Source organism: Streptomyces sp. NPDC091412, from assembly GCF_044756885.1.
GTDB lineage: Bacteria > Actinomycetota > Actinomycetes > Streptomycetales > Streptomycetaceae > Streptomyces.
In genome coordinates this window covers 637,087-649,552 of the sequence record NZ_JBIVTV010000004.1, presented here as the reverse complement: position 1 = coordinate 649,552, position 12,466 = coordinate 637,087, and the positions used below count along the sequence as shown (strand labels likewise).

Genomic DNA, 12,466 nt, shown 5'->3' with positions numbered 1-12,466 from the left:
AGCTCGGGCCAGAACATCTCCGTTGCCCCGGACGCGACGCCCCCTGTCCCGCGCCGTCCGGCACCTACGCCTTACGCGTACCCCACCGCATCCACGACAAGGCTCGTTCCCGTGCGTGTGCAGTCGTACGGGGAGCGGGCAGGCGCAATGGCAGCACCGCCGGGGTTCCGTGGCTCCGCAGCGCCGCGGTGTGCCCGGGGGCGCGGGCCGGCCGGGGCGAGGAGGAAGGCGACGTCGCGAAGACGCGCGAGGGCCGCCGAGGACGGACGGGGCGGGGACATGGCCGCGGCGGCATCACGATCTCACTCACGACGGCGGAACACCCCGGCCGGCACGCTCCGCGTCGACGTCCGCACGGACCCGGTGGCCGACCGGACGTCGCTCACCGCACGCGGGGAGCTGGTGCACGGCTGCGCGGAGGCCCTGGCCCGTGCGCCGGCCGAGCTGCCGCCCGACGTCGGCCGGGTCGATCTGGACGTGTCCGGGGTGACGTTCATGGGCACCGCCGGACTGGAACTCCTGGACAGTCTCGACGACCACGGCCGCCGTCCCCCGGTCCGGGTGACCGCGACCGGCTGGACGGGCCGGCCGCGCCGCGTCCTGGAGCTGACCGGCCTGGACACCACGGACCCGCCGCACCCGTAGGCCGACATCGCGGGACCGGAGCGGCCCCGGCCGCCGGTCACCTCCGCGGTGGCCCTGGAGCGGGCGGAACGGCTGCTCCAGCTCCGGACGGAGGTCGAACAGCTCCGCCGGGCCATCTCCTCCCGCCCGGTGATCGACCAGGCCCGCGGCGTCCTGATGGCCACCCACGCGTGCACCGCGGAACAGGCCTGGAACGTCCTCCGGGAGGCCTCCCAGCGCTCCAACACCAAGCTGCACGCGGTGAGCGCCTCGATCACCGCGGGCGCGCGCGACGACGGCCCCGCACCGCCGGGGAAGATCCGTTCCGCGCTGCGCACCGCGCTCGCGCGTCACACGGGCCCCCGGCCCCGACACACCGCGGCCCGCGGACGGCACGGAGCAGCACGGACACGGTGACGGTCCGGCTACCGGGGTACCCGATGTGCGGACGAGTGACCAGTCCCGTCCGCAGGAGTCACCACCATGAGAGAGCACACCCCATCCCAGGCAGAGGGCGAACGCGACGACGAGGACACGCAGCGCGCCGCAGGACCGCCGGACACGCCGTACCCGACCCCTTCCCAGGCCGAGGGCGACCGCGACGATCTGCCGGAGACCGCCGACCCCGCCGACGACCGTTCCTGAGCGGCCCGTCAGTAGCCCGTCCGCGCCTGCCGTTGCTCCGGCCGAGTGCAAAACGGGCCAACATGCGCCGATGGCCCCCGGATCCACATCCGGGGGCCACAGACTTGCTGGGAGTGACCCGCGAAACCGCTGGTCACATCGATTCTGCGCGGGTAGCGCCTGGTGGGGCGGGTGGGACTCGAACCCACGGCCGACGGATTATGAGTCCGCTGCTCTAACCGGCTGAGCTACCGCCCCGTTGCGGCGCGTCGCGTACAAGTGTGCGCGCCGTCTGCCGCAGCATAGCCGCTCATACGATCTCCTGCTTCGGATGGTCGTCTTCCGCGGCTGTTCACGACCTTGAGGACTTCACCGCGGCCGCGGCGGTTCCCCGGGGACATGAAACCGGACATGAAAAAGGACCCCGGAGGGTCCTCGTTCAGCATGCTCCCCCGACTGGACTCGAACCAGTAACCTGCCGGTTAACAGCCGGCTGCTCTGCCAATTGAGCTACGGAGGACCGAGCTCCCCCGACTGGACTCGAACCAGTAACCTGCCGGTTAACAGCCGGCTGCTCTGCCAATTGAGCTACGGAGGAATGCCTCGTTGCATCGAACGCACCTACCTGGGTATCCGCCAGGGGGCGCGCGCTCGCTGCGACACATACATTAGCGCAAGCAGGGGGGTGCTCCGCCAATCGGTTCTCCCCGGCTGTGACCTCGAGGCAAGGGAAGGGTGGCCGTCATGCGTTACCGGCTCACGTTCATCGCAGGGATCGCCGTGGGTTACGTGCTGGGCACGAGGGCCGGACGTGAGCGCTACGAGCAACTGAAGAAGTCCGCCCTTCAGATCGCCCAGAACCCCGCCGTGCGCAACACCGCCGAGACCGCGGCGCAGCAGGGCCGGCAGTTCGCGGGCAAGGCTTACCACACGGTCAGCGAGAAGGTCGGCGACCGCGTTCCCGAATCGGTCGCCCAGCGGGTGCGCTCCCTGCGCGCCCACGCCAACGGCAGCGGCGAGGACGACTGGGGCACCAGCAACACGTGAGCGGCCCGCGCCGACGGGACCGCGCGCACCCACCGCGACGCCGGGGCGACCGCGGCCCGAGCAAGCACGGCGGTACGGCAGAATTTTCGCCATGGGGATAGTCGCCGGGTTGGACAGTTCGCCCGATTTCACTCGTATCGTCGTTTGTGACGCGGACACGGGGTCCGTACTCAGGCAGGGATTTGCGCCACATCCGGTGGAGACCCCGGAGGGCGGGGGGCGCTCCGCCGACGTCGATCCGCAGGCCTGGCTGCTGTCCCTCGGGGAGGCCGCGGGTGGCGGGCTCCTGGAGGGCGTGCAGGCGATCGGCGTCTCGGCGCAGCAGAACGCGCTGATCCCGATCGACGCCCAGGGCGCCACCGTGCGGCCCGCACTGGTCGGCGGCGACCGGCGGGCGCAGGTCGCCGCGGCCGACCTGATCGACGCGCTCGGCGGCCGGGAGGCCTGGGCGCAGGCGGTCGGCTGTGTGCCGCAGGCCCCGCTGCCGGTGACCAAGCTGCGCTGGTTCGCCAAGAACGAGCCCGAGGCCGCCGGGCGCACGTCCCTCCTGCTCCAGGCGCACGACTGGCTGGTGTGGCAGCTGCTGGGGCGGCCGATGCGCCGCACCACCGACCGCGGCGGCGCCTCCGGCACCGGCTACTGGTCCGCCGCCACCGGCGCCTACCGGCCCGACCTGGTCGAGCTGGCGCTCGGCCGGCAGGCCGCGCTGCCCGAGGTGATCGGCCCGGCCGAGGCGGCCGGCACCACCCCGGAGGGGCTGCTGATCTCGGCCGGGACCGGGGAGACCATGGCCGCCGCCTTCGGGTTGGGGCTGGGCCTGGGCGACGCGGTCGTCTCCCTCGGCGCCTCCGGTTCGGTGATGGCCGTTCACCCCGAGGCGCTCGTCGACCAGACGGGGATGATCACCTCGCTCGCCGACGCCACCGGCATGCACCTGCCGGTCGTGACCACGCTGAACGCGGTGCGGGCGCTGCGCGGCACCGCCGAACTGCTGGGCATGCCCGACCTGGAGGGTCTGTCGGACCTGGCGATGAAGTCGACGCCGGGCTCGCACGGACTCGTGCTGCTGCCCTACCTGGAGGGCGAGCGGACGCCCAGCCTGCCGCACACCGCCGGGATGCTCGCCGGGCTCCGGCGCGAGTCGATGAAGCCGGAGCATGTGGCACGGGCCGCGTTCGAGGGCATGCTGTGCGGGCTCGCGGACGCGCTCGACGTGCTGCGCGGCCGGGGCGTGGAGGTGCGCCGCGTCTTCCTGCTCGGTCCCGCCGCGGAACTGCCCGCCGTACAGGCCGTCGCGCCCTCGGTGTTCGGCGCACAGGTCGTCGTACCGCAGCCGGCCGACTACGCCGCGATCGGCGCCGCCCGGCAGGCCGCCTGGGCGCTCGGCACCTCCCAGGGCACCCTGAACCCGCGCACCCCGCCGGCCTGGCAGGGCGCGGTGGCCCAGATCCTGGAGCCCGGCGAGGATCTGGCGGTGGGCCAGGCGGTGCGCCAGCAGTACGTGTCGGTGCGTGAGCAGGTTCACCCCGGGGCCTTCCTGGGGTGACGACCACCCTCACGAGCCTTTTTGTCCACGCAAGCCTTTTCGACTTATCGGACATAAGGGTCGGTCACGTTGCCCACAAAAGGCATCCTTACGCGGGCGTTTGGGACATAACGGTTCACTCGTGCGGTGGGCCCGACGACGTGAGGCCGAGGGACGACCCGGCCTCGGCCGTTGACCTGCGGTCGGGTTAATCGGTTGAGGTAACACGGGTGGAGTGTTCGACGATGGGTGCCAGGGGACATCGACCGCCCCCACCGCCGACTCCGAGAGACCCAGCGTGCTCCTACGACTCCTGCGGACCTATCTCAGGCCCTACAAGAAACCCATAGCCCTCCTGGTGCTGCTGCAGTTCCTGCAGACCTGCGCCACGCTCTACCTGCCCACCCTGAACGCCCACATCATCGACAACGGTGTGGTGAAGGGTGACACCGGTTACATCCTGACGTTCGGCGCCGTGATGATCGGCATGTCGCTCGCGCAGGTCGTGTGCAACATCGGCGCCGTCTACTACGGTGCCCGCACCGCCTCGGCACTCGGCCGGGACGTACGGGCGGCGGTGTTCGACCGTGTGCAGTCCTTCTCCGCCCGCGAGGTCGGCGGCTTCGGGGCGCCCTCCCTCATCACCCGCACGACGAACGACGTGCAGCAGGTCCAGATGCTGGCCCTGATGACGTTCACCCTGATGGTGTCGGCGCCCATCATGTGTGTGGGCGGTGTCGTCCTGGCCCTCGGCCTGGACGTGCCGCTGTCCGCGGTGCTCGTCGCCGTCGTCCCCGTGCTCGGCATCAGCGTGACCCTGATCGTGCGCCGGCTGCGTCCGCTGTTCCGGTCCATGCAGACCCGCCTGGACACCGTCAACCGGGTGCTGCGCGAGCAGATCACCGGCAACCGCGTGATCCGCGCCTTCGTCCGCGACGAGTACGAGAAGGACCGCTTCCGCGGGGCCAACGGGGACCTGACGGAGATGTCGCTGGCCACCGGCCGGCTGCTCGCGCTGATGTTCCCGATCGTGATGACGGTGGTGAACCTGTCGTCCATCGCCGTGGTGTGGTTCGGCGCCCACCGCATCGACAGCGGCGGGATGCAGATCGGCGACCTGACCGCGTTCCTCGCCTATCTGATGCAGATCGTGATGTCGGTCATGATGGCCACCTTCATGTTCATGATGGTGCCGCGCGCGGAGGTGTGCGCCGAGCGCATCCAGGAGGTGCTGGACACCGAGTCCAGCGTCGTGCCGCCCGTCGCGCCCGTGACCGAGCTGCGCCGCCACGGCCATCTGGAGATCCGCGGCGCCGGCTTCCGCTACCCGGGCGCCGAGGAGCCCGTCCTGAGGGCCATCGACCTGCTCGCCCGCCCCGGCGAGGTGACCGCCGTCATCGGCTCGACCGGCAGCGGCAAGTCCACCCTGCTCGGCCTGGTGCCCCGGCTGTTCGACGCGACCGACGGGGAGGTCCTCGTCGACGGCGTGGACGTACGCACCGTGGAGCCGGAGCTGCTCGCCAGGACGGTCGGCCTGGTGCCGCAGAAGCCGTACCTGTTCGCGGGCACGGTGGCGACCAACCTGCGCTACGGCAACCCGGACGCCACCGACGAGGAGCTGTGGCACGCGCTGGAGGTGGCACAGGCCAAGGACTTCGTCAGCAAGCTGGAGAGCGGCCTGGACGCGCCGATCGCCCAGGGCGGCACCAACGTCTCCGGCGGCCAGCGCCAGCGCCTGGCCATCGCCCGCACCCTGGTGCAGCGCCCGGAGATCTACCTCTTCGACGACTCCTTCTCGGCCCTCGACTACGCCACCGACGCGGCCCTGCGGGCGGCGCTGGGGCACGAGACCTCCGAGGCGACCGTCGTCATCGTCGCCCAGCGCGTCGCGACCATCCGCGATGCCGACCGGATCGTCGTCCTGGACGAGGGACGGGTCGTCGGCACCGGCCGCCACCGCGAACTGATGGCGGACAACGAGACCTACCGGGAGATCGTGCTCTCCCAGCTGACGGAAGCGGAGGCTGCCTGATGGCCGGGCCGATGGGGCGGATGATGTCCGGGGCCGGGCCCGACAACCGCTCGATGGATTTCAAGACGTCGGGCAAGCGGCTCATCACCCAGTTCAGACCCGAACGGATCACGATCGCCGCACTGGTGCTGTGCGTGGTCGTGAGCGTCACGCTCAGCGTGATCGGGCCGAAGATCCTCGGCAAGGCCACCGACCTGGTCTTCGCGGGGATCGTCGGCCGGCAGATGCCGGCCGGGGCGACCAAGGACGAGGTCCTCGCCTCCATGCGGGAGCGCGGCGAGGGCTCGATCGCCGACATGCTGAAGAGCGCCGACTTCACGCCCGGCAAGGGCATCGACTTCGGTGCCGTCGGCGAGGTCCTGCTGTTCGCGCTGGGTACGTTCCTGGTGGCCGGCCTGCTGATGGCGGTGGCGACGCGGCTGGTGAACCGTTCGGTGAACCGGACCATGTTCCGGATGCGCGAGGACGTGCAGACGAAGCTGTCGCGGCTGCCGCTGTCGTACTTCGACAAGCGCCAGCGCGGCGAGGTGCTCTCCCGCGCCACCAACGACATCGACAACATCGGGCAGACCCTGAACCAGTCGATGGGCCAGCTGATCAACTCGATGCTGACCATCATCGGCGTGCTCGTCATGATGTTCTACGTCTCCTGGATCCTGGCGCTGGTCGCGCTGGTGACCGTGCCGCTGTCGTTCGTCGTCGCCACGCGCGTGGGCAAGCGGTCGCAGCCGCACTTCGTGCAGCAGTGGCGCTCGACGGGCCGGCTCAACGCGCACATCGAGGAGATGTACACCGGGCACACCCTGGTGAAGGTGTTCGGGCGGCAGGAGGAGTCGGCGAAGCAGTTCGCCGAGCAGAACGAGGCGCTGTACGAGGCCGGGTTCAAGGCGCAGTTCAACAGCGGCGTCATGCAGCCGCTGATGATGTTCGTCTCGAACATCAACTACGTGCTGGTGGCCGTCGTCGGCGGTCTCCGGGTCGCGTCGGGCACGCTGTCCATCGGCGACGTGCAGGCCTTCATCCAGTACTCGCGGCAGTTCTCGATGCCGCTGACCCAGGTGGCGTCGATGGCGAACCTGGTGCAGTCCGGGGTCGCCTCGGCCGAGCGCGTCTTCGAACTGCTGGACGCCGAGGAGCAGACGGCGGATCCGGTGCCGGGCGTGCGGCCGGAGGAGCTGCGCGGACGGGTCGCGCTGGAGCACGTGTCGTTCCGCTACGACCCCGACAAGCCGCTCATCGAGGACCTCTCGCTGACGGTGGAGCCGGGCCACACGGTCGCGATCGTCGGCCCGACCGGCGCGGGCAAGACCACGCTGGTCAACCTGCTCATGCGGTTCTACGACGTCACCGGCGGGCGCATCACGCTCGACGGCATCGACATCGGGAAGATGTCGCGTGACGAACTGCGGTCCGGGATCGGCATGGTGCTCCAGGACACCTGGCTGTTCGGCGGCACCATCGCGGAGAACATCGCCTACGGCGCCTCCCGCGAGGTCACCCGCGGCGAGATCGAGGAGGCGGCGCGGGCCGCGCACGCCGACCGGTTCGTCCGTACGCTGCCCGACGGCTACGACACCGTGATCGACGACGAGGGCTCCGGGGTGAGCGCCGGTGAGAAGCAGCTCATCACCATCGCGCGGGCGTTCCTGTCCGACCCGGTGATCCTCGTCCTGGACGAGGCGACCAGCTCGGTCGACACCCGTACCGAGGTGCTGATCCAGAAGGCGATGGCCAAACTCCAGCACGGCAGGACGTCGTTCGTCATCGCGCACCGGCTCTCCACGATCCGGGACGCGGACACCATCCTCGTCATGGAGAACGGCTCCATCGTCGAGCAGGGCGCCCACGACGAGCTGCTGACGGCCGACGGGGCGTACGCGCGCCTGTACAAGGCGCAGTTCGCGCAGGCGGTCGCCGAGGTGGACTGACCGTCGGTGCTTCTGCCAGGGGCCGCTCGCCCGGGGTGAGCGGCCCCTGGGGTCAGTCCAGGTAGCCGCGGAGCTGGTCGGCGAAGGCGTGGTCGCGCAGCTTGTTGAGGGTCTTGGACTCGATCTGGCGGATCCGCTCCCGCGTCACGCCGAAGAGGCGCCCTATCTCCTCCAGCGTGCGCGGGCGCCCGTCGACGAGCCCGTACCGCAGCTGCACGACCTTGCGCTCGCGCTCCCCCAGCGTGGACAGCACGGCCTCCAGATGCTCGCGCAGCAGCAGGAACGCCGCCGACTCCACGGGCGAGGCGGCGTCTCCGTCCTCGATCAGGTCGCCGAGGGCGACCTCGTCCTCCTCGCCGACCGGGGCGTGCAGGGAGACCGGCTCCTGGGCGAGCCGCAGGACCTCGCTCACCCGCTCGGGCGGCAGGTCGAGGTGGGCGGCGACCTCCTCGGGGGCCGGTTCGTAGCCCCGCTCCTGGAGCATCCGCCGCTGCACCCGTACGACCCGGTTGATGAGTTCGACGACGTGCACGGGCACACGGATGGTGCGGGCCTGGTCGGCCAGGGCGCGGGACATGGCCTGGCGGATCCACCAGGTGGCGTAGGTGGAGAACTTGTAGCCGCGGGCGTAGTCGAACTTCTCCACGGCCCGGATGAGCCCGAGGTTGCCCTCCTGCACGAGGTCGAGCATGGTGAGCCCCCGGCCGACGTACCGCTTCGCCACGGACACCACGAGCCGCAGGTTGGCCTCGATGAGCCGGCGCTTGGCCATCCGGCCGAGGACGACGATCCGGTCCAGGTCCAGAGCGAGCCGGCTGTCCAGGTCCGGAGTGGTGGTCAGCTTCTCCTCCGCGAACAGGCCGGCCTCCACACGCCGGGCCAGTTCGACCTCCTCGGCCGCGGTGAGCAGCGGGATCCGGCCGATCTCCCGCAGGTACTGGCGGAACAGGTCGGAGGAGGGGCCGCCGCTCTCGGTGCGGGCGGGAACCGGCTCGGGGACCTCGGACGGGGCCTCCGGCTCCGCCTCGGGGCGGTGCGCGCCCCGGCCCTGCGGGGGTACGGCCGGGACGGCGTCGGCCTCCCCCATGTCCGGGTCCGGTCCGGTGAGGCCCGGGCCGGTGGCGATGTCGGTCTGGGTGAGGGTCTGGGTCTGCACGGGGGCGACCTCCAGGATGATCGCTGCTGAGGTGTGCGGCAGCGGTACTAGGGGGGCGGAGTCGGCGGCCTCGCCGCCGTCCGTCCCGTACGCGAGGAGCACAGCCGCTCAGGTGTGGGACCCGTGGGGGACTCAGCGCTCCGAGGACTCAGGCAACCGGACCCAGTGTGGGGTACGACACATCGCCGCCACGAGGGGCGTGCGATGACTTTTTGCGTCCGGTCCGTGACCGGCCGGTCACTCAGACCCTCCGACGGTCGGGCCGATGCTCACAGCGCCGCCGTGCCGCGCTCCCGCAGAGCCTGGTCGTACTGCTGGAGGATCCACAACTCATTCTGAGCGGAGGCCAGTTGGGCGAGGTCGCCGCCGGTGCCGAGGCGGGCGACCGTGCTCTGGAGATCGCGGATGCGGCGTTCGACCGCACGGCGGCGGACCGTCACCAGCTGGGCACCCGCGTAGGCGTCGTCGACCTCCCGGCGGAGCAGGATCGCCTCCACCGCCAGCTCGGTGACCATCGCGCGGACCGTGTCGTCCGGGGCGGCCTCGCGGACGCGGGCCAGGTACTCCTGGGGGTCGCCCACGCCGTACTCGGCGCCGCCCGCGTCCAGGACCGCCTGGCGTACGGCGGCGTAGGACGGGGCGGTGAACTCGTCCACGCCGTAGGCATCGAAGGCCGGTGAGACCAGCTCCGGGCGCTGCAGGGCGAGTTTGAGCAGTTCGCGCTCGGTGGCGAAGACCGGGTTGCGCAGGTTGAGCGCCGGGCCACGGGACGCGGGACGCGTCGGGGCGTACTCCTGCTGCGGGCCCCGCTGCCGCTGGTCCGGCGCCGGGCCGCGGCCGCCGCGCTCGCGTGCCCAGCGGGCCAGCTGGGCCACCCGCTTGACCACGAACTGGGTGTCGAGGATGCCGAGCAGTCCGGCGAGCTGCACCGCGACCTCGTGCTGGGCGCCGCTGTTCTTGATCCGGGCGACGACCGGCGCGGCCTCGTCCAGGGCGGCGGCGCGGCCGGCCGGGGTGTCGAGGTCGTAGCGGGCCACGATCTGGCGCAGCGCGAACTCGAAGAGCGGGGTGCGCGGTTCGACCAGGTCGGAGACCGCCTCGTCGCCCTTGGCCAGGCGCAGGTCGCAGGGGTCCATGCCGTCCGGCGCGATGGCGATGTAGGTCTCGGCGGCGAACTTCTGGTCGTCCTCGAAGGCCCGCAGGGCCGCCTTCTGCCCCGCCGCGTCGCCGTCGAAGGTGAAGATCACACGCGCCGAGCCGTTGTCCATCAGCAGCCGGCGCAGGATCTTGATGTGGTCGCCGCCGAACGCCGTGCCGCAGGTGGCGATGGCGATCGGCACGCCGGCCAGGTGGCAGGCCATGACGTCGGTGTAGCCCTCGACCACCACCGCGCGGGAGGTCTTCGCGATCTCCTTCTTCGCCAGGTCGATCCCGTACAGCACCTGGGACTTCTTGTAGATCGCCGTGTCGGGGGTGTTGAGGTACTTCGGCCCGTTGTCCGCCTCGTACAGCTTGCGCGCGCCGAAGCCCACCACGTCGCCGCCGATGTCGCGGATCGGCCACATCAGCCGGCCCCGGAAGCGGTCGATGGGCCCGCGGCGGCCCTCCTGGGCGAGGCCGGAGAGGATCAGCTCCTTGTCGGTGAAGCCCTTGCCGCGCAGAAAGCGGGTGAGGTGGTCCCAGCCCTGGGGGCTGTAGCCGACGCCGAAGTGGACGGCGGCGCCCTGGTCGAAGCCGCGCTCGGCGAGGAAGACCCGGCCGGTCTCGGCCTCGGCGGAGGTCGCGAGCTGTTCGGCGTACCAGTCGGCGGCCAGCTTGTGCGCCTCCACCAGGCGGATGCGCTCGCCACGCTGGTGGGCGGGGTTGTACCCGCCCTCCTCGTAGCGCAGGGTGATGCCGGCCTGGGCGGCCAGCCGCTCGACCACCTCCGAGAAGGAGAGGTGGTCGATCTTCATCACGAACGTGATGGTGTCGCCGCCCTCCTGGCAGCCGAAGCAGTGGAAGAGCCCCTTGCTCGGACTGACCTGGAAGGACGGAGACTTCTCGTCGTGGAACGGGCACAGGCCCTTGAGGTTGCCCCCGCCCGCGTTCCGCAGCTGGAGGTACTCGGACACCACGGCGTCGATCGGGACCGCGTCCCGTACCGCCTTCACGTCCTCGTCGTTGATCCGTCCTGCCACGCCAGAAGTCTACGGTGGTCCGCCCAGGCTCCCGTCCGGCTACGGGACCAGGCTGTCCAGCGGCACGTGCGGGTCCGCGAGCGCCTCCGTGTCCACGTGTGCCTTCGTGCGGATCAGGCGCTGGATCGGGTCCGTGACGTCCCACACGTTCACGTTCATCCCGGCCAGGACGCGGCCCTCCTTCACCCAGAACGCGATGAACTCGCGTTTTCCGGCGTCCCCGCGGATCACCACCTCGTCGTACGAGCCGGGGGGTGCCCAGCCGCTGTACTCCATGCCCAGGTCGTACTGGTCGGTGAAGAAGTAGGGCACGCGGTCGTACACGGCCTCCTGGCCGAGCATCGCGCGGGCCGCGGCCGGGCCGCCGTTGAGCGCGTTGGCCCAGTGCTCCACCCGCAGCCGGGTGCCGAACAGTCCGTGCGGGAAGGAGGCCACGTCGCCGGCCGCGTAGATGTCCGGGTCGGACGTGCGCAGCCGCTCGTCCACCTTGATGCCGCCGCCGTGGGCCCGGTCGGCCAGTTCCAGGCCCGCCGACTCCGCCAGGGCGAGGCGCGGCGCGGCGCCGATCGCGGCGAGCACGTCGTGGCAGGGGTGCTCCTCGCCGTCGTCGGTCCGGACGGCGAGCACCATGCCGTCCTGCCCGACGATCTCGGTCAGCCGGGCGCCGAAGTGGAAGCGGACGCCGTGCTCGCGGTGCAGGTCGGCGAAGAGCTGGCCCAGCTCGGGGCCGAGCGCGCCGTGCAGCGGGGTGGCGGCCGGCTCGACGACGGTGACCTCGGCTCCGTACTCGCGGGCCGCCGCCGCGACCTCCAGGCCGATCCAGCCGGCGCCCGCGATGACGAGGTGGCCGTTGTTCCGGCCGAGATGGGTCAGGACGTGCTTGAGGCGCTCGGCGTGGGCGAGGCGGCGCAGGTGGTGGACGCCGGCGAGGTCGGTGCCGGGGATGTCCAGGCGGCGCGGTTCGGCGCCGGTGGCCAGCAGCAGCTTGTCGTAGCGCACATGGGTGCCGTCGTCGCCGTAGTGGACGGTCCTGGCGGCGCGGTCGATCGCGACGACCGTCTGGCCGAGGTGCAGCTCGATGTCGTTCTGCGCGTACCAGGCGGGCTCGTGCACGAAGACGCTGTCGCGCTCCTCCTTGCCGAGCAGGTAGCCCTTGGACAGCGGCGGCCGCTCGTAGGGGTGGTCGCGCTCGTCGCACACGAGGATCACGCGGCCGCTGAAGCCCTCCGCGCGCAGGGTCTCGGCCGCCTTGGCGCCGGCGAGACCTCCTCCGACGATGACGAATGTCTGATCCGCGTCGACCACTTGATGCCTCCTCGTAAGGGTGCCGCCACATGGGAGCGTCCCGCA

General features: G+C 71.2%; 10 protein-coding genes and 3 tRNA genes. 7 read left to right on the top strand and 6 right to left on the bottom strand.

Features of this window, described 5'->3' with window-relative positions:
* Positions 1-363 precede the first annotated feature (363 nt).
* The 3 genes from ACIQMV_RS14170 (at position 364) to ACIQMV_RS14160 (ending at position 1,269) form a co-directional block, all read left to right on the top strand.
* Complete coding sequence (locus tag ACIQMV_RS14170; RefSeq protein WP_402592838.1) at positions 364-645, top strand: STAS domain-containing protein; 282 nt, start codon at positions 364-366, stop codon at positions 643-645.
* A 48-nt stretch (positions 646-693) separates the two neighbouring features.
* Positions 694-1,041, top strand: coding sequence for an ANTAR domain-containing response regulator (locus tag ACIQMV_RS14165; protein WP_402592837.1), 348 nt, complete (start codon positions 694-696; stop codon positions 1,039-1,041).
* A 66-nt stretch (positions 1,042-1,107) separates the two neighbouring features.
* Positions 1,108-1,269 carry a hypothetical protein gene (locus ACIQMV_RS14160; protein ID WP_172632976.1) on the top strand — a complete coding sequence of 54 codons (162 nt, stop codon included), beginning with the start codon at positions 1,108-1,110 and terminating at the stop codon, positions 1,267-1,269.
* Between the two features lie 160 nt (positions 1,270-1,429).
* Here the strand turns inward: ACIQMV_RS14160 and ACIQMV_RS14155 are convergent.
* The 3 genes from ACIQMV_RS14155 to ACIQMV_RS14145 all read right to left on the bottom strand — a co-directional run bounded on the left by ACIQMV_RS14155 (position 1,430) and on the right by ACIQMV_RS14145 (position 1,846).
* Positions 1,430-1,506: transfer RNA gene (locus ACIQMV_RS14155), tRNA-Ile, on the bottom strand.
* Positions 1,507-1,695: 189 nt separating this feature from the next.
* Positions 1,696-1,768, bottom strand: a tRNA-Asn gene (locus ACIQMV_RS14150).
* 5 nt (positions 1,769-1,773) lie between these two features.
* Positions 1,774-1,846, bottom strand: a tRNA-Asn gene (locus ACIQMV_RS14145).
* Between the two features lie 146 nt (positions 1,847-1,992).
* Between ACIQMV_RS14145 and ACIQMV_RS14140 the strand changes: the two genes are divergently transcribed.
* The 4 genes from ACIQMV_RS14140 (at position 1,993) to ACIQMV_RS14125 (ending at position 7,780) form a co-directional block, all read left to right on the top strand.
* Positions 1,993-2,295, top strand: a complete 303-nt coding sequence (locus ACIQMV_RS14140) for a YtxH domain-containing protein (RefSeq protein WP_141361167.1) — start codon at positions 1,993-1,995, stop codon at positions 2,293-2,295.
* A 91-nt stretch (positions 2,296-2,386) separates the two neighbouring features.
* The gene (locus ACIQMV_RS14135) at positions 2,387-3,841 is read left to right on the top strand and encodes an FGGY-family carbohydrate kinase (protein ID WP_402592836.1); all 1,455 of its coding nucleotides are present in this window, start codon (positions 2,387-2,389) and stop codon (positions 3,839-3,841) included.
* A gap of 277 nt (positions 3,842-4,118) precedes the next feature.
* Positions 4,119-5,852: an ABC transporter ATP-binding protein gene (locus ACIQMV_RS14130; protein ID WP_141361163.1), complete on the top strand. Its 1,734-nt coding sequence runs from the start codon at positions 4,119-4,121 to the stop codon at positions 5,850-5,852.
* Entirely contained in the window at positions 5,852-7,780 is a 1,929-nt protein-coding gene (locus tag ACIQMV_RS14125) for an ABC transporter ATP-binding protein (RefSeq protein WP_402592835.1), read from the top strand. Before ACIQMV_RS14130 ends, ACIQMV_RS14125 begins: the two co-directional genes overlap by 1 nt.
* 52 nt (positions 7,781-7,832) lie before the next feature.
* On the opposite strand, the gene ACIQMV_RS14120 is transcribed toward ACIQMV_RS14125, so the two are convergent.
* The 3 genes from ACIQMV_RS14120 to ACIQMV_RS14110 form a co-directional block, all read right to left on the bottom strand.
* Positions 7,833-9,038: an RNA polymerase sigma factor gene (locus tag ACIQMV_RS14120; protein ID WP_402592834.1), complete on the bottom strand. Its 1,206-nt coding sequence runs from the start codon at positions 9,036-9,038 to the stop codon at positions 7,833-7,835.
* A 167-nt stretch (positions 9,039-9,205) separates the two neighbouring features.
* Positions 9,206-11,116: a DNA primase gene (gene dnaG, locus ACIQMV_RS14115; protein ID WP_402592833.1), complete on the bottom strand. Its 1,911-nt coding sequence runs from the start codon at positions 11,114-11,116 to the stop codon at positions 9,206-9,208.
* A gap of 39 nt (positions 11,117-11,155) precedes the next feature.
* Positions 11,156-12,421 carry an NAD(P)/FAD-dependent oxidoreductase gene (locus ACIQMV_RS14110; protein WP_402592832.1) on the bottom strand — a complete coding sequence of 422 codons (1,266 nt, stop codon included), beginning with the start codon at positions 12,419-12,421 and terminating at the stop codon, positions 11,156-11,158.
* Positions 12,422-12,466: the final 45 nt, after the last annotated feature.